The organism is Corynebacterium sp. NML 120412 (assembly GCF_002285155.1).
In the GTDB taxonomy this organism is placed as follows: Bacteria; Actinomycetota; Actinomycetes; order Mycobacteriales; family Mycobacteriaceae; genus Corynebacterium; species Corynebacterium gottingense.
The window spans coordinates 1-24362 of sequence record NZ_NSGL01000009.1 but is presented as its reverse complement, the minus strand read 5'-3'; the positions used below and the strand labels follow the sequence as shown (position 1 = coordinate 24362).

Below are 24362 nucleotides of genomic sequence, written 5' to 3'. Positions count from 1 at the left end.
TTACTTGCCCACCATCGGCAGCTTCAGTCCGAGCTGTGGCAGGGCAAGCAGCCCGAGCAGCGCCAACAGCGCTGCGACGACCCCACCGATGATGGCTGGAACGTTCAGATCTGGCTTCGCGGTGGGGTAATCCACATTCGCCTGGGGGCCCTTGGCGCAGGCTGCGGCAGCGGCCACGTCGGCGTCGCTAAGCTGCACCTGCTTCACAGCGACCTTCCCGGCAGGCGTGGTGGACCAGGCGTCGTACAGTGCGGCGTCGCTCTTTGCGACTGCGAATGGCAGCTCGACGGGCTTCGTGTCGGAGCCGACGTGCCAGGAGTCCGTGTTGATGTCCTCGAGCGTGCGCTCTGTCGTCGGGTGGGTCTCCTTCAGCGTCTTCTGCGCGCTCGCGTACTGCCCGGCGAGCTGGGCGGGCAGCACCTTGGTCAGGTCTGCCTCCTCGCCCTTGAGCGTCTTCTCGTTTTCCGCGATGACGCCGGGGTAGACCGACTCAACTGCGGCGATGAAATCGCGGGCTTGCTCGTGCTCACCGATGGCCTTGGACTCGTCGAAAAGCGTGGAGATGAACTGCTTCTCGCCGGCAGTGAGGCTGACCGCACAGGTGCCTTCCTTGTCCTTCTGGGCGACGGTTGCGGCGTGGGCGGGTGCGGCGAGTGCGGAAAGCGCGATCGCGGTTGCGGCGACGCAAGCGGTGAGACGATGCATGGTGTCCTCCTTGTTTGAGGGATGGGTATGTACAACCCAAAGTGTGAAGGACACCGTGTTGCGAGAGCGTAAACGTTGAAGGCTAGTTCCCGCCAAACATTTCCGCCACCGCAGCCCGGTCGACTTTGCCGGGGCCGAGTTGGGGGAGGGCGGGCACGGGGCGTAGTTCCTTCGGCACCTGCCAGCGGGGCAGGTCTTCAAAACTGTCCATCAAATCGGCGACCTCGGCGGAGCCGGTGTAGGCGGCGCAGATGCGCTGGCCAAAGCGCTCGTCGGCAACGCCTACGACGCAGGCGGCGGTTACGCCCGGTTGGGTGAGCAGGAAACGCTCGAGTACTTCCGGCTGCAGCTTGAAGCCGCCGGTGGAGATCACGTTGTCCAGGCGGCCCTCGACGGTGAGTACGCCGTCGGTGATGTGGCCCGCGTCCGAGGTGGTGAACCAGCGCTGCCCGGAGTCATCGGTGGAAAACGGGTCGGGCTCCACAGGCCCCCTGTAGCCCTTGGCCACCATCGGGCCTCCAAGCACGATGCGGTTTCCTTCGAGTCGTGCCCGCGCGCCTGCGATGGGCACGCCGTCGTAGACGCAGCCGCCCGAGGTCTCGGAGGAGCCGTAGGTGGTCACGACGTTGATGCGCAGCTTCTTTGCGGAGTCGAGGAGGCGGGGGTTGGTGGCGGCGCCGCCGACGAGGATGGCGGTGAAGCGTCGTAAAGCATCGATGCCCTGCATGGTGGAGGTGGCTTTGGCCAGCTGATGGGGCGAGAGCGCGGTGTAGCAGCGCTCGCCGGTGGCCGCGAGTTCCTCGGCGCGCTCGGCGAACTCGTTGATACTGAAGCCGTGGGAGAGGTCCAGGGCGGCGGGCTCGACGCCGGCGACCATGCTGCGCACCAGCACCTGGATGCCCGCGATGTAGGCGGCCGGCATGGCGAGCAGCCACTGGCCCTGGCCGCCGAGCGCCTGGTGGGTCGCGTCCGCGCTGGAGATGAGGTTGGCGGCGGTGAGCATCGCACCCTTGGGGCGGCCCGTGGAGCCGGAGGTGGCGACGACGAGGGCGACGTTGGCGTCGATAAGCTGCCCGACGCCCTGCGTATTGCGGAGCAGGTTGGCGCGGGTCGGGTCGTTGGTGGGCACCGGCAGGAGGGCGCGTTGGCCGGTGAGCGCCTCCTCGAGCGCGGGCATGATGGCCAGCGGGTTCGCGGGGTCGACGGGGAGGATCTCTAGGCGGTTGTTCACGGAGCTAGCCTAGCAAGCCGTATGAGTCTTTATGATTCGGCGATTCATAAACAGGTATAAAGGGGGCATGCAGCCAAGCCCGTACACCCCAGGCGAAATTACGCCGGAAGTCTTCGGCCGCGAGCAGATCCTCGAGGACATCCGCCGCGACCTCGCCTTCATCATCGTCGAGCCGCGCTTTGTCGGCCGCATCCAGGTCTTCGCCGGCCCGCGCGGCGTGGGCAAAACGAGCCTACTGCGCGCCGCGCAAACCGACGCCGCGGCCAAGGGATTCGACACCCTCTGGGTCACTGCGGGCGACGGTCCGCTGCTCGCCTCGCTCGTCGAGGCGCTCGAGGAGGTCTCCAGCACCTGGCAGGGCTCGCTTGTCGACGCCCTCCGCTCCCTCATCTCCACCGCAAAAGTTGAGGTCGCGGGCATCTCGGTCAGCGGGGCGGCCCCGCGCAAGGGGACAGAAGCGGGCAGCCAGGGCCGCCGGCTCCAACGGCTGCTCGCCGCAGCGGGTCGCGCGGCGCGGGAACGCTCGCGGGGACTCGTCCTGTTTATCGACGAGATCCAGAGCGCCGACGCCGACGGCATCAAAGCGCTCGCCTACGCCTGGCAGCACATGCAGTCCGAGCAGCGCGACCTGCCCATGGCCGCCTACACCGCGGGACTCAGCCACACTCAGGACGTGGTCACGGACGCGGTGAGCTTCGCCGAGCGCTTCGCCTACCAGCACCTGCACAACCTCACTCGCCCGCAGGCCGCGGACGCGCTGCGCAGCCTCGCCGCAGCGAAGGGGGTGCGCTGGTCCGACGACGCGCTCGAGGCCGCGCTCGGGTTCGCGGGCGGCTACCCCTACTTCATGCAGGTGATCGGCGACGAGACGTGGCGCGCCGCCGGCTTCCCGGGACCGGGCACGGTGCTGGAGGTGCCGCAGGTTGCGGCCGCCGGGGAGGGCTTCAACCAGATGCGCCAGACCTTCTTCCGCGCCCGGTGGAAGAAAGCCACGCCCGCGGAGGCGCGGATGCTGCGCGCGATGGCGGCAGCGGGCGAGCCCGAGGGCGACGCCCCGGTGAAGCGCAGCGCCATCGCCGAGGCGATGGGGCGCGACTCCAACGACCTGAGCATGGCGCGGCGATCCCTACTGGACAAGGGGCTCATCGACACCTCCAGCCACGGCTACCTGGAGTTCACCGCGCCGGGCTTCGCCGAGTTCGTCCGGGGGCTGTAGGCGGTGAGGATGCGTACGGTCGACCTGGTCCTCGCCGGCCTCGCTGCGGTGCTGGCGCTGGTGTACACCGCCGGCGCGTGCGCGGACCCGAGTGACGCGTTCGGGTGGGTGCAGGCCCTGTTGTCCTGGGGGTTCGTGGCGGCGTTCGGGGTGGTGACTTTGCGGGCGAAGTGGGCGTCGATAAGCATGATTGCCCTGAATGCAGCCTGGTCCGCGGTGTGGATCCTTGCGCCGATCAACCTGGGCTACACCCTCTGGGTGCTGGCGGTGCCCGTGGCGGTGTTCGTGGCGCGCAGGTTCGTGGGCGGGCGCTTCGGCGCGGGTGTGCTTGCCGCGGCGATGGTGTGGGCGCTGGCCTCGCCGTTTATGTGGACGTGGGACGAGCGCTTCGTCCTGTTCTACCGCTCAGGGGTGGACGCGGTACTCGCGCTCGCTGCGCACTGGGCGGTGCTCGCCGTGGCGTACCTGCTGGGCGCGAACCTGGCGCGGGAGGAGGCAGGAAGGCGCGAGCGGCTGCGCGTGGCGCGCGAGCAGGAGCGGCTAGCCATCGCCGGCGACATTCACGACCTGCTCGGGCACACGCTCACGCTGATCCGGGTGCAGGCGAATGCGGGGCTCGCGGCCGGCGACGAGCGCGCGGCGCTGAAACAGATCAGCGCGGAGGCGGGCGAGGCGCTCACGGACATCCGCCGGCTCGTGCGCGGCCTGCGCGACGGTGGCAGCGGGGTGGAGCCAACTGCGGGTGCGGAGGAGCTGCCTGAGCTGGTGCGGCGCTTCCGGGACGCGGGGGTGCGCGTCAGGTACGAGGGCGGCGCGCTGCCGCAGGTGCCCGCCGTGAGCAGCCTGGCCGCCCACCGCATCGTCGCCGAGGCCGTGGCCAACGCCGCGCGCCACCAGGAGGACCCGGACGTGCGCGTGCGGGTGGAGGCGGCAGACCGGCTCGCCGTGACCGTCGCGTCGACCGGGCCGATCCGCCCCCGCCCCGGCGCGGGCACCGGACTGGAGGGCTGTCGCGAGCGCGCCGCCAGCGCGGGCGGCACGCTGTCGACCGAGCAGCGCGGGGACACCTTTATCGTGCGCGCGGAGCTGGGCCGATGATTCGCATTTTGCTTGCCGACGACCAACCGCTCCTCCTTTCCGCCCTGTCCACCATCCTCGCGGCGCAGCCGGACTTGGAGGTCGTGGCCACCGCGAAGGACGGGGCGCAGGCGGTGGAGCGGGCGCGGGCGCACCGCATCGACGTGGCGGTGCTGGACATCCGCATGCCGGTGCTCGACGGCATCGCCGCCGCCGCGCAGATCCTCCCGCTCGGCGCGCGGGTGATCATGCTCACCACGTTTGACGACGACGCCTTAATCCAGTCCGCCATCGACGCCGGCGTCCACGGCTTCCTGCTCAAGGACGCGGACCCGGACGTGCTCGCGGACGCGGTGCGCACCGTCGCGCGCGGCGAGTCCGTCCTGGCCAGCGGGGTGACGGGGCGCGTCATGGAGTGGGTGCGTGGCGGCACCCCGCAGGACCGGTCGGTGCTCGAGGGGCTCACGGCGCGCGAGCTGGACGTGCTCGCCGAGGTCGGCCGCGGGGCCACCAACGCCGAGATCGCGCAGCGGCTCTTCATCGCCGAAACCACCGTGAAAACGCACGTGTCCAGCCTGCTGTCCAAGCTGGGCGCGCGCGACCGGATCGCGCTCGTGCTCATCGCGCAGCGCGCCGGGATCTCCTGATCTCCTCCCACGGGAGGAGCGCAGTTCCGCCCGCGGGGCGATGTGGCGCGCCGGGCTGGTGGCGAGGATTGGGGTATGACTTCACCACAGCTGGCCTGCGAGGGCGTAACCGTGTCTTACGGCGCCAACCGCGTGCTCACCGACGTCTCCCTGCACACCACCCCCGGCCGCGTCCACGCGCTGCTCGGGCCCAACGGGGCTGGCAAGTCCACACTCATGAAGGTCCTGCTCGGGCTCCTTGTTCCAGAGGCCGGCGAGGTCACGCTCATGGGTCAGCCCTTTGCGCGGGCGAATCTGCGCCACGTAGGCGCCTCTATCAACGACCCCGCCTTCTATAGCCACCTAAGCGCCCGCAACAACTTGCGCGTGCACGCCACGCTGCTCGGCCTGCCGGATTCCGAGGTGGATCGCGTCCTCCAACTCGTGGGGCTCCAGGACGCGGGCAAGAAGAAAGCGGGCGCGTTTTCCACCGGCATGAAGGGCCGGTTGGCGCTCGCGCAGGCCCTGCTCGGCGAGCCCGAGGTGCTCATTCTCGACGAACCCCAGAACGGACTCGACCCCGAGGGCATCGCCCACCTGCGCGCGTATCTGCGCGAATACGCCTCCGCGGGGCGCACTGTGCTGGTCAGCTCCCACCAGCTTGGCGAGGTCGTGCACATGGCTGATGACGCCACCGTCATCGCCGGCGGCAGCGTGCGCTTCGCCGGTCAGCTTGCGCAGCTGGGGCCGAACCTGGAGGAGTCCTTCTTCCGGCTCACCACCGGCGGGAACGGGGGAGCGCAGTGAATTACCTGCACGCTGAATGGATCCGCTCGCGCGGCTCGACCCTGTGGTGGCTCGCCGGGGCGGGCCTGCTGGTCGGGTGCGTGTTCGCGGCGTTCTCGCTCGTCGGCCGGGTAGAGACGGCACGCGACCTGATGAACTGGCAGGGGATCCTCGTCACCGCCCTCGCAGCACCCATTGCGGCCCTGTTCGCCGGAGTAGCTGAGACCCGCGAGCGTGTGTCGCGCTCGGGCGGGACCGACTGGCGGCCGGTGGACCCCCGCCGCGTGCGGGCAGCCCGCCTCGCTGTGGTGTGGGTCGCGCTCGGTGCGTTCTGCCTCGCGGACTTTGGCGTGAACTGGCTGGCCGCAGTCGTTTTTAGGCTCGACGGTGCGGACGAGGTGCTCGCCGTCGGCGCTGCCGCCTGGATCGGCATGTGCGGTGTGGCGGGCGTGGCCGCCGCGCTGGTGCGTCGGGTCGGGATGCTACCCACATTGGTGGCGGCGATGGCGTACCAGGTCGAGCTCGGCTACTTCTGCGACCGCGCCTGGTGGTGGGCCAACCCCGCCGCCTGGCCGCTGCGTCTCGAGCTTCCGCTCATGGGGCTGCAATTCAACCTGCTGCCGTTGGAACCCGGCTCGGCCCTGGACCGGCAGTCGCCGTGGGCGCCGCTCGCGCTGTGCCTTTTGCTTGCCGCCTTCGGTGCGGCGTGCGCGGTGTGGACGGAGCCGCGCCGGGAGCGCCGGCCCCGGCGGGCCCGCCGGCGGCGGCGGCGGGGGCGCGGCGCGGCCCGCGCGGTGTGCGCTCCGCGGCGGGGGGGGGGCCGGGGGGGGGGTGGCGGGGGGGGGGGGCGCGGGGGGCGGGGGGGGGGGGGCGCGGGGGGGCGGGGGGGGGGGGGGCGCGGGCGACCGCGGGGGGGGGGGCTGGGGTGTTGCCCGGCGGCGGGGGGGTGACCGGCGGGGCGTGGGGGTGTAGGAGGGGGGCCGGCGGGTGGAGCAGGGTCGCTTGGGATTCGTTGCGGCGCTGCGGGGTGTGTATGGGGCGGGGCGGGTGGCGTCGCTAAGCGTGCTGCTCCTGCTCACCGCGCTGGTGATGCTGGTGGCGATGCGCTACCCCGTCGATGTGCGGCGCGCGCTGGAGACCTACCTCATTCTGCCGGTCGGCGCGGGGGTGCTGCCCACCCTGGTGTGGCCGAGGCTGCGGCCCGCGTGGCAGCTCATGCGAGTCGAGCACCCGGGCGTGGGCGCCGCGCTGCGGGTGTGGACGTGCGGCGTGGTCGCGCTCGTGGTGGTGTTCGGGGCGCTGACCAGCGGGGTTGGGGGAGTTGGGTGTGCTATCGCACTGCTGACGACGAGTACGCTCGCGCTGACCGCGCTGCATATTACTGTGCGGTTCGGCGTCGCGTGGACGCTCGCGGCGACGCTGGTGTGGACCGTGTTGTCCGTGACGATTGGTGGCGACGTACTAGCGGGCAGCTGGTTGTGGGTGCTCGCCGTGCCGGCCTGGGCGGAGACCGCGACGACCCCGCTGCGCGCGGCGGTGGCGCTGGGCGGTGGGGTGCTGCTGGCGACGGGGGCGTGGGCTGCGGCGGGGAGGGCGTTGGCGGGTCCCGCTCGGCGTGACTCGGCTGGATGACGAGAAGGGGGCGACGAACTCGTTGATTTCTCCGCGTCCTCGTCATCCTCATCTCGTCATCTGGGGCGGCAGCGCCGTCTAGCCAGCAACGAGCAGCAAAGCGCCCCTAGTAGTAAAACGGGAACTCGTCCCAACGCGGCGGGCGCTTCTCCAAGAAGGAGTCGCGGCCCTCGACGGCCTCGTCGGTCATGTACGCCAGGCGAGTCGCCTCGCCGGCGAAGACCTGCTGTCCCATGAGCCCGTCGTCGGTGAGGTTGAACGCGAATTTGAGCATGCGCTGCGCGGTGGGGGACTTGCCGTTGATCTCGCGCGCGGCCTGGATAGCCTCATCTTCCAGGGCTTCATGCGAAGCCACGATGTTCACCGCGCCCATGCGCTGCATGTCCTCGGCGGAGTAGGTACGGCCGAGGAAGAAGATCTCACGGGCAAACTTCTGGCCCACCATCTTGGCCAGGTAGGCCGAGCCGTAGCCGGCGTCGAAGGAGCCGACGTCCGCGTCGGTCTGCTTGAAGCGGGCCTCCTCGCGCGAGGCGATGGTGAGGTCGCAGACCACGTGCAGCGAGTGCCCGCCGCCGGCCGCCCAGCCGCCCACCACCGCGATGACCACCTTGGGCATCGTGCGGATCAGGCGCTGGACCTCCAGGATGTGCAGGCGCCCGCCCTCTGCCTTCACTCGCGCGGTGTCGACGGTCTCGGCCGTGTCGCCGCCGGCGTACTGGTATCCGGAACGACCGCGGATGCGTTGGTCGCCGCCCGAGCAGAACGCCCAGCCGCCGTCCTTTTCGGAGGGGCCGTTGCCGGTGAGCAGCACCACACCGACGTCAGGTGAGCGGCGGGCGTGGTCGAGTGCTTGGTAGAGCTCGTCAACTGTGTGCGGCCGGAACGCGTTGCGCACTTCCGGGCGGTCAAACGCGATGCGCACGATTCCGTCGGCGCGGGACTCGCCGACGTGGCGGTGGTAGGTGATGTCGGTGAAGTCGAAGCCCTCGACGCTGCGCCACTGGGCGGGGTCGAACGGCTGGGCGGTGGAGTAACTCATGGGACTGCATCCTACCTACCTGCGCGTGCACTCCCGCAGGCAAATTACAGTAGCAAGAACATGACGATGTACGGAAGGGAGAACAGTTTGCTGCCCACCGCCGACGAGATCCTGCAGCGCGCGCACGTCGTGACGCTGCCCATGGCCGTGCGATTCCGCGGTATCACCACCCGCGAGGCCCTGCTCATCGACGGCCCCGCTGGCTGGGGCGAGTTCGCGCCCTTCCTCGAGTACGGGCCGGAGGAGTCCGCAGCGTGGCTGCGCGCCGGGATCGAAGCCGCCTTCGAGGGCCTCCCCGCAGCTGAGGGCGAGGTCGAGGTCAACGGCACCGTTCCCGCCGTGCCCGCCGACCAGGTCGAGCGCGTGCTTGCCCGCTACCCGGAGGGGATCAACACGTTCAAGGTCAAGGTCGCGGAGAAGGGGCAGTCGCTTGCCGACGACACCGCCCGCCTCGCCCGCGTCCACACCCTCCGCCCCGACGCGCGCCTGCGCGTGGACGCCAACCGGGCCTGGAGCGTGGACGAGGCCTGCGAGGCGATCGCCGCGCTCGAGCGCGTGGCCGAGCTCGAGTACGTGGAGCAGCCCTGTGTCAGCGCCGAGGAGCTCGCGGAGGTGCGCCGCCGCGTCGCCTCTCCGATCGCCGCGGACGAGTCGATCCGCAAGGCGAGCGACCCCTACCGCGTCGCCGAGCTGGGCGCGGCGGACGTCGCCGTGTGCAAGGTCGCCCCGCTGGGCGGGGTGCGCCCGCTGGTGCGGATCTCGCGCGAGCTGGGCCTGGGCGTGACCGTGGCCAGCGCGCTGGACACTGCGGTGGGCATGGACGCTGGGCTGGTCGCCGCGCAGCTCACGGGCTCACGCGCGGCGGGCCTGGCCACCCAAAACCTGTTCGCGGAGGACGTGGCGGCGCCGCGCGAGATTGTGGGCGGCCGCCTCCGCATCAGCCGCACCGTGCCCGATCCGGAGCGGCTCCACGGCCTGCGTGCGGGCGTCGAACGCGAAAACTGGTGGTTCCAACGGGTGCGCGACTGCCTCCCCTACATACGGGGGTAGTGTGCCCGGGAGGGCCCTACGGAAGGCCAACGGAATGTCCGGTTTTCCACCCGGTGCACTAAACTTTTTTACAGGTGATTGTGAAAAAGAATACCAATCATGCTGTGGAAACAGTACTGAACACGTTGGAAAGTAGGTGGGGCAATGTCTACCCCCGTTGTGCATGACTCATCCGCGCTGTCGGATGGCGATCTCGCCAAAGCCCCAGAACCAGGCGAGTGGCGCCGCCAGCTGATCGGCCTGATCCTCGGCGTCGCACTCGCGGCGCTCATCTGGTTCATTTTCCCCGCGAGCGCCCCGGACACGGTGTCGCAATCCGCAGGTGCGAAGCCAGACGTGGAGTACACCGCGCAGGCGATGCGCGTCGTCGCCGCCACCACGGTGCTCATGGCGGTGTGGTGGATGACGGAGGCGATCCCGTTGGCCGCGACCGCGCTGCTGCCCATCGCCATCTTTCCCGTCATGGGGGTGGCCGAGTTTTCCAAGGTGTCGTCCCCGTACGCCTCCGCCACCATCTTCCTGTTCATGGGCGGCTTCCTCATGGCGCTGGGCCTGCAGCGCTGGAACCTGCACCGGCGCCTCGCGCTCGTGGTGGTCAAGCTGGTGGGGACGAGCCCGAAGCGCATCATCCTGGGCTTCATGATCGCCACGGGCTTCATGTCCATGTGGGTTTCCAACACCGCGACCGCCGTGGTCATGCTGCCCATCGGCACCTCCGTGCTCATGCTCACCGCGGACACCGTGGGCGGCATGCAGAACCAGAAGAAGTTCGGGACCGCGCTGATGCTGGCGATCGCGTACTCGGCGTCGATAGGCTCACTCGGCACGCTCATCGGCACCCCGCCGAACGCGCTGCTGCAGGGCTACATGAAGGAGGCGCACGGCATCACCATCGGCTTCGGTCAGTGGATGCTGGTTGGCATGCCGGTGGCCATCGCGTTCACCTTCATCGCTTGGTGGGTGCTCATCACCGTGTTCAAGCCGGAGATTGACCACATTCCGGGCGGCAAGGAGCTCATCGAGGCGGAGATCCGCAAGCTCGGTCCGTGGACCTTCCCGCAGATTGCCGCGGGCATCATCTTCCTCCTCGCGGCGCTGGCCTGGATCTTCATCCCGCTGGGCATCAAGCAGTTCGGCTGGGACTTCCCGTACGACGACGCCATCGTGGGCATCATCGCCGGCCTGCTCATGTTCATCATCCCGGGCAAGAAAAACGGCAAGCGCCTGCTTGACTGGGAGACGGCGAACGAGATGCCGTGGGACGTCCTCCTCCTCTTCGGCGGCGGGCTGTCGCTCTCCGCCATGTTCACCGCCACGGGCCTGTCGCTCTGGATCGGCGAGGCCGCCAAGGGCCTGGCCGTCCTGCCGGTCTTCCTGCTCATCTTCGCCATCGCCGCCCTCGTGCTCGGTCTGACGGAGCTGACCTCCAACACCGCAACAGCAGCGACGTTCCTGCCCATCATGGGTGGTGTGGCAGTGGGCATCGGGCTTACTGACGCCAGCGAGATGAACGTCCTCATCCTCGCCATCCCCGTGGCGCTGTCCGCCACCTGCGCGTTCATGCTCCCGGTGGCCACCCCGCCGAACGCCATCGCGTACTCCTCGGGCTACGTCACCATGGGCGAGATGATCAAGGGCGGCATCTGGCTCAACGCGATCGCGCTGGTCCTTATCGCCCTGGCCACCTACTTCCTCGCCGTCCCCGTGTTCGGGTTAGTGCTCTAGATACCGCCCTGCTGTCACTGGCGCGTTAGGCTATCCGCATGGATAACCAGACGCGCCAGTTTGGCGTTCCGGAGGAACCACCGCACCGTCCCCGCCCCAAGCAGTACTTCCCCGACCCTGCTGAACAGGAACGCTCGCGCTACCAGGAGCCCCCGCGCTACGAGCAACCCCGTTACGAGCAGCCGCAGTACACCCAGCCGGCGCCGCCGGAGCCCGAGCCGCGCTACTACGAGGAGCCGGAGGAGCGCTCCAACACACTCGCCATGGTGCTGGGCGTGCTGCTCGCCATTGCGCTGGCGGCGGGCGTGGTGTTCTTCTTCCTTTGGCGCGGCGCGTCCGCAGAGGCCTCGAAGCCGCCGGTGACCGTGACCAACACGCAGACCGAGACCGTCACATCGACGGAGACGACCACGAAGCGCCCGTCGCTGTTCGGCGACCGCGACAGGGATTCCCGTGAGCCGGAGCCGACAGCGCAGACAGCGCCGACGGAGTCCGAGCTGCCCGACCTCCCGGAGGCGCCCGACGTGCAGGTCCCCGACGAGGTGCGCACCGGTGCAGAGGACCTCCTAGACGAGCTGCGCCGCGGCGCGGACGACATTCTTCAGAACCAGTAGCCACCGCTAGACTGGGCACTCATGGAAACGCTCCCTGAATCGCTTGCCGTTGCCCGCGTGATTGCCCAGCGCCTGGCTGACAACGTCACCGACGTGGTCATGAGCCCGGGTTCGCGCAATTCGCCCCTGGCCTATGCGCTCATGGCCCGCAGGGACCTCCGCGTGCACATGCGTATCGACGAGCGCTCGGCCGCCTTCACCGCGCTCGGCCTCGCGCGCGTTCAACGCCGGCACGTGGGCGTCGTCATGACCTCGGGCACAGCGGTGGCGAACGCGCTGCCCGCGATGGTGGAGGCGCACATGTCGCACACCCCACTGGCCGTCGTGAGTGCGGACCGCCCGGCCCGGCTGGTGGGCACGGGGGCATCGCAAACCATTTGGCAAGACGGCATCTTCGGCCGCTACGCCGCCACCCAGCAGGTGGCCACGGAGGCGGACGCCGCCGCCGTGTCCTTCGCAGCGGACCAGGTCCACATCAACGTCGCCCTGGACACCCCGCTCGTGCCCGACACGCTCCCGGCGCCGGAGGGCGAGCCGCGTCGGGTCGGCCCGGGCCGCCTGAGCACGCCGCCGACCTGGGTGGACCACGGCGCCGTGGACGTGGACCTGACCCGCGACACCCTCGTCATCGCGGGCGACGAGGCCTGGGACGTCCCCGGCCTCGAGCACGTGCCCACCATCGCGGAGCCGACCGCGCCCGCCCCCTTCCACCAGGTGCACCCGCTGGCGGCGCGCTTCTTTGCCAAGAGCGAGGTCGCCATCTCTCACGACGGCGGCGACTTCTCCGCGGAAACCAAGCCGGATCAGCTCATCGTGGTGGGGCACCCCACCCTGCACCGCGACGTCATGGCGCTCATGGCGGACCCGGACATCGAGGTCATCGGCATCTCGCGCACCGACACGTTCACCGGCCACCCGGACCGGCGCGGCTCCCGCGTCAACGCCACCGGACAGTCCACGGACACCTGGATCAAGATCTGCGAGGCCGCGGGCGAGGTTGGCGCCCAGACTGTGCGCGACGCACTCACCGAGGACGAGTTCGGGCTGACCGGCATGCACGTCGCCGCCGCCGTGTGCGACACCCTCGGCGTGGGCGACACGCTCGTCGTCGGCTCCTCCAACCCGGTGCGCGACGTGAGCATGGTGGGCATGCCTTTCGACGGCGTGACCACCATCTCCGCGCGCGGGGCCGCGGGTATCGACGGCACCGTCTCCCAGGCCGTCGGCGTGGCCCTGGCGACGCAGGCCCTGCACCCCGACGAGATCCGGGCCCCGCGCACCGTCGCCCTCATGGGCGACCTGACCTTCCTGCACGACGTAAACGGCCTGCTCATCGGCCCCGACGAGCCGCGCCCCGGGAACCTCACCATCGTGGTGGCCAACGACGACGGCGGCGGGATCTTCCACACGCTCGAGGCCGGGGCGGAGAGCGTGGAGCGCGACTTTGAGCGGGTGTTCGGGACGGGGCATCACGTGGGCGTCGAGAAGCTTGCCCAGGCATATGGCGCCGACTACGAGCACGCCGGCAGCCTGCAGGAACTCCTGCAGACCCTGATCCGGCTCGAGGCGGAGCCGAACCCGATCACCGTGGTGGAGGTCGACACGACGCGGGCGACCCGGCGGGCACTGGCGCAGAGGCTCGCCCGGTGATCAATTGGTGGCGGCGCGGGCAGCAGGCGCTGCTGGCGCTCTACCTGGCCGCGCTGCTGGGGGCGGTGGCGATGGTCGGGGGAGCAGCGATGAACGACGCCCGCATCATGGCCGACCCCGGACGCGGCATGGCCACGGTGACCGGAGTGAGCGCGGTGCGCACCTCTGTGGAATACCAAGACGAGGAGGGGCGGCACTTCTCGCCCCCGAGCGGGCTGCTTTACCCCTCCGGGCTGGGGGAGGGGCAGCAGGTCTGGGTGACCTACGCCAAGAGCAACCCGGACCTGGTGAAGGTTGAGGGGCGCGGGTGGGTGCTCTCGCTCATCCCCGCGGGCTCGGTGGCGGTCGTGGCCACCGGTGTGTTCGCGCTGGCGTGGACGTGGGTGCGTCGATCAGCGCCCAAACGTTCACGTTGAGTTAGAACAAAGTTTGATCACTCGTAGAGTCTCGTTTGCATGCACATGGGAAGGTTCGAAAGTATGCGAGTCGGAATTATCGCGGAATCATTCCTCCCGAACATCAACGGAGTCACCAACTCGGTACTCCGCGTCCTGGAGTACCTGAAGGCGGAGGGCCACGAGGCGCTCGTCGTCGCGCCGGGTGCTCGCGACTTCCAGGAAGAGGTCGCGGACTACCTGGGCTTTCCTATCGTGCGCGTGCCCACGATGCGCGTGCCGCTGGTGGATTCGCTGCCCATCGGCGTGCCCACCACCACCGTGACCGCGGCGCTGGCGGAGTTCGAGCCGGACATCATTCACCTGGCCAGCCCGTTCGTGCTCGGCGGCGCGGGCGTGTTCTCCGCGATGCAGCTCGGCGTGCCGGCCGTGGGCCTGTACCAGACCGACGTGGCCGGCTTTGCCACCAAATACCAGCTTTCCGCCGTGGCCGCGCTGGCCTGGGACTGGACCCGCAACATCCACAACCGCTGCCAGCTCAACCTCGCCCCGTCATCGGAGGCGATCCGGGAGCTGGAGTCGCACGGCATCAAGAACGTGAAGCGCTGGGGTCGCGGCGTGAACGCGGAGCTGTTCAACCCGTCGAAGCGCTCCGACATGCTGCGCTACCAGTGGGATCCCACCGGCACGAAGAAGGTCGTCGGCTTTGTCGGCCGCCTGGCCAGCGAGAAGAGCGTGTGCCGCCTGGCCGTGCTTGAGCAGGACCCGGACATCCAGCTCGTGATCGTGGGCGACGGCCCGGAGCGCGACGCGCTCCAGGAGCTCATGCCCTCCGCTGTGTTTACCGGCGCGCTGTCCGGCGAGCAGCTCGCGCGCGCCTACGCGTCGCTGGACCTGTTCGTGCACACCGGCGAGTTCGAGACCTTCTGCCAGGCCATCCAGGAGGCGCAGGCCTCCGGCGTACCCACCATTGGCCCGAAGGCTGGTGGCCCCATCGACCTGATCCAGGATGGGGAAAACGGCCTGCTGCTGGAGGTAGAGACCTTCAGCGAGGAGCTTCCTGACGCGGCGCGCTATCTGCTTGACGACGCCCGCTTGCCCGAACTCAAACGCAACGCGCGCGAATCGGTGGCGGACAAGACTTGGGACGCCCTGTGCGAGCAGCTGATGGGCTACTACGAGGAAGCACGCAAGGGCTACCGCAACAACGTGGTCAGTCTCTTCGGGCGCGACATCACCCTGCCACGGTGGGCGGGGAGGCGTCGCAAGTCGCGCGGGGCTTAAAGCCGGGTAGACTGGCCCACTATGTCAGTCTCGGACCTGTCTGCAAGCACCCAGGATTACCTCAAGGCGATCTGGGAGCTTGAAGAGTGGTCGGACCAGCCCGCTACCACCTCGATGATCGCGAAGGCGCTGGGTGTGAAGCAGTCGACGGTGTCTGACACCGTGCGCAAGCTGGCTGACCAAGAGCTGGTCTCGCACAAACGCTACGGCTCCGTGCAGCTGACGGAGCAGGGGAGGGCATACGCAGTGCAGATGGTGCGTCGCCACCGGCTGATCGAGACTTTCCTGGTGCAAGTACTCGACTATTCCTGGGACGAGGTTCACGATGAAGCCGAACAGCTCGAGCACGCCGTCTCCGACCTTTTAGTGGAGCGGGTGGCGGCGCTGCTGCACCACCCGACGCGCGACCCCCACGGCGACCCGATCCCCGCCGCCGATGGCTCGATACACGCCCCCGACGCAGTCACCCTGAGCACGGTGGAACCAGGCAGCGACGTAGTCATCGAGCGAATTTCCGACGATGACCCGGAGCTGCTGCGCTTCCTGCACGCCCACGGCCTGAACGTCGGCTCGCACCTCCACGTGGCCGAAGGCGCGCCCTTTTCCGGGGCAGTGGAAGTGCAAAACGCGGCCGACGGCGTGATTATCCCGCTGGGGCGTGCTGCGACTGACGCGGTGTACGTGAGCGCGCCCGGGCACGCACCAGCCCCCGCGGCCCAAAAAGATACACGAGCGTAAACACGCACGCCTGCGCGAGCACCATCATCGCCCCCGTGGCGGTGTCCAGGTAGTAGCTGCAGTACAGGCCCACCACCGCGCAGGCCGCGGCCATGGCAGGTGCGATAAGCAGCATCTTCCCAAAGGAATCGGTGAGCAGGTACGCCGTCGCGCCGGGAATGATCAGCATGGCAACAACCAGGATTACGCCCACGACCTGCAGCGCCACCACAGTCGTCAGTGCGAGCAGGGCGAGCAACCCGGCACCGAGCGCGCGCGGGCTGAGCCCGATCGCGTGCGCGTGGATGGGGTCGAAGGCGTAGAGCGTCAGATCCCGCCGCTTGATGAGCAGCGCGCCAAACACGAGCACGGCAAGACCGATTACTTGCAGCATCTCCGCGCGGGACACGCCCAAAAGGTTGCCAAAGATGATGTGGTTTAGATCCGTGTGCGAGGGTGTGACCGAGATGAGCACCAGCCCGAAGGAGAAGAGCGAGGTAAACACGATGCCGATCGCGGCGTCCTCTTTGACCCGCGAGGTGTTGCGTACCAGGCCGATCAAGGCGACCGCGAGGAAGCCGAAGAGTACGGCGCCCACGGCGAAAGGCGCGCCCACGATGTAGGAGAGCACCACGCCTGGCAGGACCGCGTGGGAGACCGCATCGCCCATCAGCGACCAGCCCACCAGCACGAGCCAGCAGGACAGCATCGCGCAGACGATGGAAGCAGTCAGCGCGGTGGCCAGCGCCCGGCTCATGAAGCCGTAGTTCAGTGGATCCAACAAGAGTGACATCATGCGTGTGCCTCCGTTTGCGTCGGGGTCATGCCGAAGGCGCGTGCGAGGTTCTCCGGCCGCAGCACATCCTCGGTTGGGGCGTGCATGAGCACGCGCTTTTGCAGCAGGACGGATTCGTCCGCGAGCGCGGGTAGCGCGGCGAAGTCGTGCGTGGAGACGAACAGCGTGGCACCGTCGGCGACGAGTTCGCGCAGCAGTGAGGTGATTGTCGCTTCGGATTGCTTATCGACGCCCGCGAACGGCTCGTCGAGAAGCATAATGCTCGCGCCCTGCGCAATGCCGCGGGCGACGAAGGCGCGTTTCTTCTGTCCCCCTGAAAGCTGGCCGATCTGGCGGTCGGCGAAGCGGGTCAGGTGCGTGCGCTCGAGGGCCTCATCGACGGCGGCCTCGTCGCGGCGGCGCGGGCGGCGCGTCAACCTCATGTGGCCGTAGCGGCCGGTCATGACGACCTCGCGCACGGTGATCGGGAACTGCCAGTCCACCTCTTCGCTCTGCGGGACGTAAGCGACTACCTGGGCCTTGCGAGCGGCGGCGGGGTCCGCGCCGTTGATCTGCACTGTGCCCGCGTCGGGCTTGACCAGGCCCATGATCGCCTTGAACAGGGTGGATTTGCCAGAGCCATTCATGCCGACGAGCCCGCAGGCTCGGCCCGGGGCGATGGCGACGCTGGCCTCGCGCAGGGCCTCGACGTCGCCGTAGCGTACGGTCACGCCTTCGACGCTGATCGCGGGCGTCATGATGCCTGCCCCGTAAGGCCCTCGATGATGGCGGAAGAGTCGTGCTTGATCAGGTCCAGGTAGGTGGGCACGGGGCCGTCCTCGGGTGAAAGGGAGTCGACGTAGAGGGTGTCGCCGAGCTGGGAACCCGTGGCGTCGACAACCTGCTGCATGGCCGCGTTGGAGACAGTCGACTCGCAGAAGACGGCGGGTACCTCGTTGTGCTTGACAAACTCGATGGTGCGGGCGATCTGCTGCGGGGTCGCCTCGTTTTCTGCGTTGACCGGCCAGATGTACTGCTCCTGCAGCCCGGCGTCGCGGGCGAGGTAGGAAAACGCGCCCTCGCAGGTCACCAGCGCGCGCTGCTGCTCGGGGAGCGCCGAAAGTTCGCGCGTCATCTCGTCCTGGATTTCCTGCAGCTGCGCCTTGTAGCTCGCCCCGTTTTCCGCGTACTGCTCGGCGTGCTCCGGGTCGAGCTCACTGAAGGCGTCGACGATGTTGTCCACGTAGGTCTGCACATTTTTCGGGCTCATCCAGGCGTGCGGGTTGGGTTTGCCGGCGTAGGCGTCCTCGGTGATGTCGATCGGGTCGATGCCTTCGGAAACGACCGTGTGCGGCACATCGGTCTCTTCCACGAACTGGGCGAACCAGTTTTCCAGGTTGAGACCGTTATCCAGGATGAGATCCGCCTCTGAGGCCTTGGCGATGTCACCCGGGGTGGGCTCGTACCCGTGGATCTCGGCACCAGGTTTGGTGATGGATTCCACTCGCAGGTGTTCGCCGGCGACGTTGGCGGCGATGTCTTGGATGACGGTGAAAGTGGTCAAAACGACCGGTTCATCGCCGGAGGAGGGGGTGTTTGTGCAGCTTGTCGTGCCGCAGGCGAGGAGGAGGGTGGCGCAGACGCCGAGTGCCCGTCGGATCATAGTGTGTCTTTCTCTTTCGATGTGTCTTGGTGGATAGAAGTATAAACTTCGATGCATCGAAGTTACAAGAGGAGTTCCGGCGAATACCCACTGAAGAGGGGTGGAGCCGTACAATGCATTCCTATGGCCAAGGCAGATCTGGAGAAAAAGCCCTTCGACGTCGCCGGCATGTTTGACGGCGTGGGCGAGAAGTACGACATCACCAACACCATCCTGTCTTTTGGGCTGGATAAGTACTGGCGGCGTCGTACGCGCAAGCGCCTCCAGCTCAAACCGGGGGAGAAGGTGCTTGACCTCGCCGCCGGCACCGCGGTGTCTACCGTTGAGCTGGCCAAGTCGGGTGCCTGGGTGGTGGCCTGTGACTTCTCCCAAGGCATGCTCGCCGCGGGCCGCGATCGCGACGTGCCCAAGGCGGTGGGCGATGCGATGCACCTGCCGTTTGCGGATGCCACCTTCGACGCTGTGACCATCTCCTACGGGCTTCGCAACGTCTACGACTTCGAGGCGGGGCTGCGCGAGATGGCGCGCGTGACCAAGCCGGGTGGGCGCCTTGTAGTCAACGAGTTTTCCACCCCGGTCGTGCCCGGTTTCCGCACCGTGTACAAGGAGTACCTGCCGGTCGCGCTGCCGCTTTTGGCCAAGGTCTTTTCCTCCAATGCGGAGGCCTACGAGTACCTGGCAGAGTCCATCCGCGCCTGGCCGGATCAGGAGGCACTTGCCGCAGCGATCAACCGTAATGGCTGGCAGGACGCAGGCTGGCAGGATTTAAGCGCGGGCATTGTGGCGCTGCACAGCGCGACGAAGCCTGCCTAGCCCCGCACACGCGTTAGCGTGGGTCCCACAGCGCCTCACCACGTGGGGCGAGGCGCCCGGCGGCGCGCCACGCGCGTGCGATGAGGTCCGTGTCTTCCTCGGTGACCAGGTTGCCCATCAGTCGTGCCGCCGCCGGCATGAGGTAGCGCCCGCCTAATCCTCGCAGCGCGAGCGGGCCGGCGGCGGGAAGGAACTGCGGGTAGGTCAGCAGGAGCGCCGCGGTGCGCGCGAGCGCGAACGCGTCGCCGTAGGCGCGGCGCAGCGCGTACGGCCACGCAAGGGTGAGGTCCTTGCCCTCGCCAAGGAGCTCCACGGCCATTACGGCCGTTTCCATGCCGTAGTCGATGCCCTCGCCGTTGAGGGGGTTGACGCAGGCGGCGGCGTCGCCAATCAGCGCCCAGTTCGGGCCCGCCACGTTGGACACCGCGCCTCCCATCGGCAGCAGCGCCGAGGTCACGTGTTGCGGCTCGCCCAGGTCCCAGTTGTCGCGCTGCTGGCGGGCGTAGTGCGCGAGCAGCTTCTTCGTGTTCACCTTCGCAGGGCGCGCCTGGGTGGACAGGGCGCCGCAGCCGAGGTTTACGGTGCCGTCGCCAAGCGGGAAGATCCAGCCGTAGCCGGGCTGGATCTCGCCCGCGTCGTCGCGCAGCTCTACGTGCGAGTGCATCCAGGGCTCGGTGCTCAGCGACGTCGTGCAGTAGGACCTCGCGGCAATCCCGTACACCTGGTCCTTGTGCCAGGCCCGCCCGAGCGACTTGCCAAAGGGGGAGCGTACCCCGTCGGCAACGATGACCCAGCGGGTGCGCACCGGGCCACGGTCCGTGTGGACGGCGGTGATGGCGCCGTGGGCGTCGAAGTCCGCCCCGGTCGCCGCGCAGCCGTGCCAGACGGTGGCTCCGGAGGCGGCGGCCTGGTCGGCCAGGGTGGCGTCGAAAAGCGAGCGGGGGCTCGCGGAGCCTTGCGTGCCGTAGCGGCCGGTGGGCCAGGGTGCGGTGACGCTGCCGCCGTAGCCGTGGAGCTTAAGGCCGCGGTTGCGGTAGGCGGGGAGTGCTGATTCGAGGCCGAGCGTGCGCAGCGTGTGGACGGCGCGCGGGGTGAGGCCGTCGCCGCAGGTTTTGTCGCGGCGGTGCGGTTGGGCGTCGAGAAGCAGGGTGCTCAGGCCCGCGCGCTGGGCGGCGATCGCCGCGATCGAGCCGGAGGGGCCAGCGCCAACAACAACGCAATCAACAACATCCATCACGGACAACATTGTGCCAGAGGCGTTGACAGCCCCCGCTGGTACACCCGGTGGCCAGCTTGCACTACGGTTGAGTGCGATAATTGTGCGCCGCAAAGCGCTGCCCGGGAACCGGGTGGCGCCGCGGCCGTCTCGCCCAACCTGCAAGGATGGTACCGATGGCCAACATCAACCACCCGTCGCCGCGCCATGGATACGACATGGACCTCGGCGACGACGCCCTGAACGCCCGCATTGCGCAGGGGATGGGCGAGGTTGAACGCGTGCTGCTCGAGCGGCTCTCGCAGGGCGAGGAGTTCATCACGGACAAGGTCACGCACCTGGCCGTGGCCGGGGGCAAGCGCTTCCGCCCGCTGATGGCGCTGTTGTGCAGCGAGTTCGGGCCCGACACCGCGTCGGAGAACGTGGTGAAGTCCGCCGTCATTACAGAGATGGTCCACCTGGCCACCCTCTACCACGACGACGTGATGGATGAGGCGGAGCGGCGCCGCGGCGTCGACTCGGCCAACTCGCGCTGGGACAACACCGTGGCCATCCTGGCCGGCGACGTACTGTTCGCCCACGCGTCGCGCATCATGAGCGAGATCGACACCGCCACGGTCGCGCACTTCGCCGACACCTTCCAGGAACTGGTCACGGGGCAGATGCTGGAGTCACTCGGCGCGCGCGGCGGCGACCCTGTCGAGCATTACATGAAGGTGATCGAGGGCAAGACGGGCGTGCTTATCGCGTCCGCCGCGTACCTGGGCGCCACCCACGCCGGCGCGAGCCAGGAGGTGGTGGCGAGCTGCCAGCGCCTCGGCGCCGCCGTCGGCATGGTCTTCCAGATCGTGGACGACATCATCGACATCTTCTCCGACCCCGCGCAGTCCGGCAAGACCCCCGGCACGGACCTTCGCGAGGGCGTGTTCACCCTCCCGGTCCTCTACGCCATGCAGGAGGACTCGGAGGCGGGCCGCGAGCTGCGCGCGATGCTCACGGGCCCGCTGCAGACGGATGAGGAGGTGCAGCGGGCGCTCCAGTTGATCGGCCAGACCAACGGGCGGGAGCGAGCGCTTGACGACGTCAACGCCTACCTCGCCGCCGTCAACCGCGAACTCGAGACGCTCCCGGCGGGGCCCGCCAACGACGCGCTGCGCCAGCTGTCCCGCTACACCGTCGACCGCGTGGGATAGCGCCTTTGGCGCTGCTGACCAGCCGATTTGCAAAGGGCTGGCGGTAGTGTTGTAAAGTATTCAACGCACTTAAGGTGCACGCCAGGTTGCCCGAGCGGCCAAAGGGAGCGGACTGTAAATCCGCCGGCATTGCCTTCAGAAGTTCGAATCTTCTACCTGGCACACTCACCCACCACCACGTACGCGAGTACGGGGCGGTGGGTTTTTCGTGCGTGGGGGCGGGGCTTGGGCGGGCTTGGGCGGGATGACGAGAACGGCCTGTTTGAGGGTTAAGCGACAAAATGTGTGCTTTTCTCGGCGTGTCGACTTAAGCGACAAAATGTGTGCTTTTTTGGGGGTGGGATGGGTGGTTTTTGGGTGTGTTGTGCTGGGGTTATGTTCGTCCTGCCCAGCCGTGTCGGATGGCCCAGGAGGGGTTGAAGTCGGTGTCGATGCCGGTGTCGTAGACTTTCGGCCGGCCGTCGGGTGAGTTGGCTTGGTCGCGTTGGCGCATGTGTGCCTGGCGGGCGCGTGCGTAGCCGACGTGGCCGAAGTTTTGCTCGATTGCTAGTGCCAGCGGGTCATCGTGGTGCTGGGTGTGCAGGTAGAGCCACCAGTCCATGATGATTCGTTGGTGTTCGTCAAATGTGCCGCGGTGGGCTCGGGCAAGGTGTTTAAGTTGTGCGTTGACCCCACCTTCCAGGCTGTTTGTGGTGGTTTTCAGTCCGGTTGCGGTGTCGTTTGGTGGGGTGAGCCAGACGAAGAGGTGGCCTTGTTGGTAGAGGCGTTCGAATCGGCGGTAGGCTCTGCGGGCTCTGGGGTGGGTGTACCACCATTGCTGGTTGTCGCGAACGTGTTTTGGGATCTCTTTGTCGCTGACTTGGTCGCGGTAGGTGCGGTCTTTGAGCCAATCGCCGTAGAGGTCATGGAAACGGTTGAGGCGAAGTGCCCAGTCAATTGCCTGTTCACGGGTGGTGATGTGGGTCAGTTGGTTGCCGAGGCGAAGGAGTGCTTTGTGGGCGGTCAGTGTTGGTTGGCGTGTGGTGTCTTTGATGGTGTCGCGTCGCACGTGGACGAGGCAGCGTTGGATAGAGGCGTTTGGCCAGCATTGTTTGATGGCTTTGTGCGCGCCACCGGAGCCGTCTGTGGTGACGACGAGGGGTTCGGCGATCAGGTCGAAGAGTTTGGCGTAGTCATAGGCGGTTTCTCGTGTGCACCAGTGCCAGGCGACGACGTGATCGCTGGTTGCGGCGACAAGCAGGCATTTTTTGTGGAAGTAGGTGCCGTCTATAAAAAGTTGGTCGTAGACGCGGTACGGGTCTGGTTTGCACGGGACGATGATGAACCAGAAGTAGGTAAACCAGCGGATAAGTGTGCGCCTGGAGACGTTGTGGGCTGCAGCGACAGCATCGAGGGGGCGCTGGCCGGTAATCCAGTCGATGAAGATGGCAAACCGGTATGCGTTGGTCTTTGCCGCGTTGGGGTTGGTGAAGGTGTGTCCGCAGTGTGTGCAGCGCCATCGCTGTGTTCCGCTGGAGGTGGTGCCCATTTTTATGGTGGTGTGCTGGCATGCCGGGCACAGGGGTCTGTTGTGTTTTCTCTTTCTGTGTTGAGTTGGCATGCAGGCTGGTTTAACAGCCAGTGCCAGTAGCACATCTCATGGCTGGAGTGGTGGACCTTCATGTTGCAAGCCAGGAATCCCGATTCGACGAGCACTTTCCCGCCGTAGCCGGAGGTAAGACCGGGAATCTATAGCTCAAAAAGCACACATTTTGTCGCTTAACCCCTGTTTGACGAGATCAGGATGACGAGGGTGCGGGGATTTGGGCCTGCGGATGTTTTGTTGGAGTGCCCCGGGGGCTTGTGTGTTGTTGTTTAGACTCCAAGTGCTTGGCGGTGTTCGGCGATGGTGGCATAGCCGTTGCCTAGCGTCGACTTCAGCCTGGTGTGGGTGTAGAAGTCGATGTAGTTGTCAATATAGTCTCGCATTTGTGCCACCGTCATCTTTTTGGTGGCGGGTCTGCCTTTGAGCAGTTCTTGTTTCATCGTGCCGAAGAACCCCTCGGTGCGCGCGTTATCACCACTTGTGCCTTTCCGTGACAGTGACGGGATGTATCGCCACCGCCTCTGGCACCATTCCCCTGTGGCGCATGCCTTGCACCCGGTGATGTTGTGGGCGTGGTCGGTAATCAGGTTGACCCAGCGTGTGCTGCGGTAGAGCCCTCCACGATCCGAGTGCAGGATCGGTTGCGCATCAGCAGGTTTTACCGCGTCGATCCGTTCAATCATCCCGGCAACCAGCTCATGGTTTGGCGTTTGTGACATGGTCACAGCAATGGGCATCCCGTCGAAGAAGTCGATGGCTGCTGACAAGTAGAGCCTGCCGTCACTGCAGCGGATTTCGCTGACATCGGTACCAATTTTCTGCCAAGGTTGATCCGCGTGAAAATCATGGGTCAACCCCTTACTGTGCGCATACCGGGTGAAATACTGCGAGTGCGCCACCTCAGGGCGGGCAAGGGTATGTGTCTCATTAGCAGGGCGCTCGTTATCGCCAATGAGCAGCAGGTTTGCCGGGCGGTGCGCGGTCTCGCCGGTGTATGAGGAGTACTTCGTGGATGCTTTTGCTGGTGGGTGGCAGCCGAGTGTGTCCATCAGCTCACGCACAATTTTTTCCGATATGCGATGCCCACCGCGAACAAGCCACGCGTGGATGCGCCGGTAGCCGTAGCTTTGCCCGCACTCATCGACTGCCTGGCGGATGAGTACTTTGTACTTGTCGCGGCGTGCCTTGCGTTTTGCCACACTGCGTTGGTGTTTGCCCTGGTGGTGATAAAACGTTGACTGCGCGATCCCGGCAAGCGCGCATGCTTTGGCGATACTGATGTGGTGGTGTTCGGGGCGCTGACCACGTGCAGCTTTCGCAGCTATAGACAATGCACCATCACGGACGAGGGCTTTTCCCGATGCATCACC

23 protein-coding genes and 1 tRNA gene are annotated in these 24362 nt (G+C 67.4%); 15 read left to right on the top strand and 9 right to left on the bottom strand.

What is annotated here, in order from left to right; genetic code table 11:
• Both CKJ84_RS11415 and menE read right to left on the bottom strand, forming a co-directional pair.
• Positions 1-705: a hypothetical protein gene (locus tag CKJ84_RS11415; protein ID WP_095547033.1), complete on the bottom strand. Its 705-nt coding sequence runs from the start codon at positions 703-705 to the stop codon at positions 1-3.
• Positions 706-787: 82 nt separating this feature from the next.
• The gene (gene menE / locus CKJ84_RS11410) at positions 788-1936 is read right to left on the bottom strand and encodes an o-succinylbenzoate--CoA ligase (RefSeq protein ID WP_095547032.1); all 1149 of its coding nucleotides are present in this window, start codon (positions 1934-1936) and stop codon (positions 788-790) included.
• Positions 1937-2003: 67 nt separating this feature from the next.
• On the opposite strand from menE, the gene CKJ84_RS11405 reads away from it, so the two are divergent.
• From CKJ84_RS11405 to CKJ84_RS11380, 5 genes are all read left to right on the top strand, one after another.
• Positions 2004-3152, top strand: a complete 1149-nt coding sequence (locus CKJ84_RS11405; protein WP_158221705.1) for an ATP-binding protein — start codon at positions 2004-2006, stop codon at positions 3150-3152.
• Between the two features lie 9 nt (positions 3153-3161).
• On the top strand, positions 3162-4250 hold the full coding sequence (locus CKJ84_RS11400; protein WP_095547030.1) for a sensor histidine kinase: 1089 nt from the start codon (positions 3162-3164) through the stop codon (positions 4248-4250).
• Positions 4247-4876, top strand: coding sequence for a response regulator transcription factor (locus CKJ84_RS11395; RefSeq protein WP_095275108.1), 630 nt, complete (start codon positions 4247-4249; stop codon positions 4874-4876). The genes CKJ84_RS11400 and CKJ84_RS11395 overlap by 4 nt, the downstream gene beginning before the upstream one ends.
• Positions 4877-4951: 75 nt before the next feature.
• Positions 4952-5662, top strand: a complete 711-nt coding sequence (locus CKJ84_RS11390) for an ATP-binding cassette domain-containing protein (RefSeq protein WP_095547029.1) — start codon at positions 4952-4954, stop codon at positions 5660-5662.
• Between the two features lie 981 nt (positions 5663-6643).
• Positions 6644-7273: a hypothetical protein gene (locus CKJ84_RS11380; RefSeq protein ID WP_143340369.1), complete on the top strand. Its 630-nt coding sequence runs from the start codon at positions 6644-6646 to the stop codon at positions 7271-7273.
• A gap of 106 nt (positions 7274-7379) precedes the next feature.
• Here CKJ84_RS11380 and CKJ84_RS11375 read toward each other — a convergent pair whose 3' ends face one another.
• Positions 7380-8312 (bottom strand): 1,4-dihydroxy-2-naphthoyl-CoA synthase, encoded by a 933-nt coding sequence (locus CKJ84_RS11375; protein ID WP_095547027.1) that lies wholly within the window; start codon positions 8310-8312, stop codon positions 7380-7382.
• A gap of 60 nt (positions 8313-8372) precedes the next feature.
• On the opposite strand from CKJ84_RS11375, the gene CKJ84_RS11370 reads away from it, so the two are divergent.
• From CKJ84_RS11370 to CKJ84_RS11340, 7 genes are all read left to right on the top strand, one after another.
• Positions 8373-9362, top strand: coding sequence for an o-succinylbenzoate synthase (locus CKJ84_RS11370; RefSeq protein ID WP_233125693.1), 990 nt, complete (start codon positions 8373-8375; stop codon positions 9360-9362).
• A gap of 144 nt (positions 9363-9506) precedes the next feature.
• Entirely contained in the window at positions 9507-11087 is a 1581-nt protein-coding gene (locus CKJ84_RS11365; protein WP_095537587.1) for a DASS family sodium-coupled anion symporter, read from the top strand.
• A 38-nt stretch (positions 11088-11125) separates the two neighbouring features.
• A complete protein-coding gene (locus CKJ84_RS11360; RefSeq protein ID WP_095547025.1) occupies positions 11126-11701 on the top strand; it encodes a hypothetical protein in 576 nt (191 codons plus the stop codon).
• Between the two features lie 21 nt (positions 11702-11722).
• Positions 11723-13351 carry a 2-succinyl-5-enolpyruvyl-6-hydroxy-3-cyclohexene-1-carboxylic-acid synthase gene (gene menD, locus CKJ84_RS11355; protein WP_095547024.1) on the top strand — a complete coding sequence of 543 codons (1629 nt, stop codon included), beginning with the start codon at positions 11723-11725 and terminating at the stop codon, positions 13349-13351.
• Positions 13351-13767 carry a DUF3592 domain-containing protein gene (locus tag CKJ84_RS11350; protein WP_369801197.1) on the top strand — a complete coding sequence of 139 codons (417 nt, stop codon included), beginning with the start codon at positions 13351-13353 and terminating at the stop codon, positions 13765-13767. The genes menD and CKJ84_RS11350 overlap by 1 nt, the downstream gene beginning before the upstream one ends.
• Before the next feature lie 63 nt (positions 13768-13830).
• Entirely contained in the window at positions 13831-15030 is a 1200-nt protein-coding gene (locus tag CKJ84_RS11345; protein ID WP_095547022.1) for a glycosyltransferase family 1 protein, read from the top strand.
• 21 nt (positions 15031-15051) lie between these two features.
• Entirely contained in the window at positions 15052-15768 is a 717-nt protein-coding gene (locus CKJ84_RS11340) for a metal-dependent transcriptional regulator (protein WP_095547021.1), read from the top strand.
• Here the strand turns inward: CKJ84_RS11340 and CKJ84_RS11335 are convergent.
• Genes CKJ84_RS11335 through CKJ84_RS11325 form a run of 3 tightly spaced genes read right to left on the bottom strand, consistent with a single transcriptional unit; the run spans position 15674 to position 18185 of the window.
• Positions 15674-16543 carry a metal ABC transporter permease gene (locus CKJ84_RS11335; protein ID WP_369801194.1) on the bottom strand — a complete coding sequence of 290 codons (870 nt, stop codon included), beginning with the start codon at positions 16541-16543 and terminating at the stop codon, positions 15674-15676. The genes CKJ84_RS11340 and CKJ84_RS11335 overlap by 95 nt on opposite strands.
• Positions 16540-17280, bottom strand: coding sequence for a metal ABC transporter ATP-binding protein (locus CKJ84_RS11330; protein ID WP_095547019.1), 741 nt, complete (start codon positions 17278-17280; stop codon positions 16540-16542). The genes CKJ84_RS11335 and CKJ84_RS11330 overlap by 4 nt, the downstream gene beginning before the upstream one ends.
• Entirely contained in the window at positions 17277-18185 is a 909-nt protein-coding gene (locus CKJ84_RS11325; RefSeq protein WP_095547018.1) for a metal ABC transporter substrate-binding protein, read from the bottom strand. The genes CKJ84_RS11330 and CKJ84_RS11325 overlap by 4 nt, the downstream gene beginning before the upstream one ends.
• Positions 18186-18308: 123 nt before the next feature.
• Between CKJ84_RS11325 and CKJ84_RS11320 the strand changes: the two genes are divergently transcribed.
• Positions 18309-18998 carry a demethylmenaquinone methyltransferase gene (locus tag CKJ84_RS11320; protein WP_095547017.1) on the top strand — a complete coding sequence of 230 codons (690 nt, stop codon included), beginning with the start codon at positions 18309-18311 and terminating at the stop codon, positions 18996-18998.
• A gap of 13 nt (positions 18999-19011) precedes the next feature.
• Here CKJ84_RS11320 and CKJ84_RS11315 read toward each other — a convergent pair whose 3' ends face one another.
• Complete coding sequence (locus CKJ84_RS11315) at positions 19012-20232, bottom strand: geranylgeranyl reductase family protein (RefSeq protein ID WP_369801196.1); 1221 nt, start codon at positions 20230-20232, stop codon at positions 19012-19014.
• A gap of 158 nt (positions 20233-20390) precedes the next feature.
• Between CKJ84_RS11315 and CKJ84_RS11310 the strand changes: the two genes are divergently transcribed.
• Positions 20391-21407: a polyprenyl synthetase family protein gene (locus tag CKJ84_RS11310; RefSeq protein WP_095275093.1), complete on the top strand. Its 1017-nt coding sequence runs from the start codon at positions 20391-20393 to the stop codon at positions 21405-21407.
• A gap of 80 nt (positions 21408-21487) precedes the next feature.
• Positions 21488-21569: transfer RNA gene (locus tag CKJ84_RS11305), tRNA-Tyr, on the top strand.
• 211 nt (positions 21570-21780) lie between these two features.
• Here the strand turns inward: CKJ84_RS11305 and CKJ84_RS11300 are convergent.
• Positions 21781-23007, bottom strand: a complete 1227-nt coding sequence (locus tag CKJ84_RS11300; RefSeq protein WP_095546097.1) for an IS1249 family transposase — start codon at positions 23005-23007, stop codon at positions 21781-21783.
• 254 nt (positions 23008-23261) lie between these two features.
• Complete coding sequence (locus CKJ84_RS11295) at positions 23262-24191, bottom strand: DDE-type integrase/transposase/recombinase (RefSeq protein WP_095545992.1); 930 nt, start codon at positions 24189-24191, stop codon at positions 23262-23264.
• Between the last annotated feature and the right edge of the window lie 171 nt (positions 24192-24362).

Excerpts from the sequence above, each read along its gene's own strand:
- CKJ84_RS11375 (WP_095547027.1), bottom strand. The coding sequence starts at position 8,312 with ATGAGTTACTCCACCGCCCAGCCGTTCGACCCCGCCCAGTGGCGCAGC.
- CKJ84_RS11345 (WP_095547022.1), top strand. The coding sequence starts at position 13,831 with ATGCGAGTCGGAATTATCGCGGAATCATTCCTCCCGAACATCAACGGA.
- CKJ84_RS11405 (WP_158221705.1), top strand. The coding sequence starts at position 2,004 with ATGCAGCCAAGCCCGTACACCCCAGGCGAAATTACGCCGGAAGTCTTC.
- CKJ84_RS11415 (WP_095547033.1), bottom strand. The coding sequence starts at position 705 with ATGCATCGTCTCACCGCTTGCGTCGCCGCAACCGCGATCGCGCTTTCC.
- CKJ84_RS11310 (WP_095275093.1), top strand. The coding sequence starts at position 20,391 with ATGGCCAACATCAACCACCCGTCGCCGCGCCATGGATACGACATGGAC.
- CKJ84_RS11340 (WP_095547021.1), top strand. The coding sequence starts at position 15,052 with ATGTCAGTCTCGGACCTGTCTGCAAGCACCCAGGATTACCTCAAGGCG.
- CKJ84_RS11300 (WP_095546097.1), bottom strand. The coding sequence starts at position 23,007 with ATGCCAACTCAACACAGAAAGAGAAAACACAACAGACCCCTGTGCCCG.
- CKJ84_RS11370 (WP_233125693.1), top strand. The coding sequence starts at position 8,373 with ATGACGATGTACGGAAGGGAGAACAGTTTGCTGCCCACCGCCGACGAG.
- CKJ84_RS11330 (WP_095547019.1), bottom strand. The coding sequence starts at position 17,280 with ATGACGCCCGCGATCAGCGTCGAAGGCGTGACCGTACGCTACGGCGAC.
- CKJ84_RS11325 (WP_095547018.1), bottom strand. The coding sequence starts at position 18,185 with ATGATCCGACGGGCACTCGGCGTCTGCGCCACCCTCCTCCTCGCCTGC.
- CKJ84_RS11400 (WP_095547030.1), top strand. The coding sequence starts at position 3,162 with ATGCGTACGGTCGACCTGGTCCTCGCCGGCCTCGCTGCGGTGCTGGCG.
- CKJ84_RS11360 (WP_095547025.1), top strand. The coding sequence starts at position 11,126 with ATGGATAACCAGACGCGCCAGTTTGGCGTTCCGGAGGAACCACCGCAC.
- menD (WP_095547024.1), top strand. The coding sequence starts at position 11,723 with ATGGAAACGCTCCCTGAATCGCTTGCCGTTGCCCGCGTGATTGCCCAG.
- CKJ84_RS11335 (WP_369801194.1), bottom strand. The coding sequence starts at position 16,543 with ATGATGTCACTCTTGTTGGATCCACTGAACTACGGCTTCATGAGCCGG.
- CKJ84_RS11390 (WP_095547029.1), top strand. The coding sequence starts at position 4,952 with ATGACTTCACCACAGCTGGCCTGCGAGGGCGTAACCGTGTCTTACGGC.
- CKJ84_RS11365 (WP_095537587.1), top strand. The coding sequence starts at position 9,507 with ATGTCTACCCCCGTTGTGCATGACTCATCCGCGCTGTCGGATGGCGAT.
- CKJ84_RS11320 (WP_095547017.1), top strand. The coding sequence starts at position 18,309 with ATGGCCAAGGCAGATCTGGAGAAAAAGCCCTTCGACGTCGCCGGCATG.
- CKJ84_RS11395 (WP_095275108.1), top strand. The coding sequence starts at position 4,247 with ATGATTCGCATTTTGCTTGCCGACGACCAACCGCTCCTCCTTTCCGCC.
- CKJ84_RS11315 (WP_369801196.1), bottom strand. The coding sequence starts at position 20,232 with ATGGATGTTGTTGATTGCGTTGTTGTTGGCGCTGGCCCCTCCGGCTCG.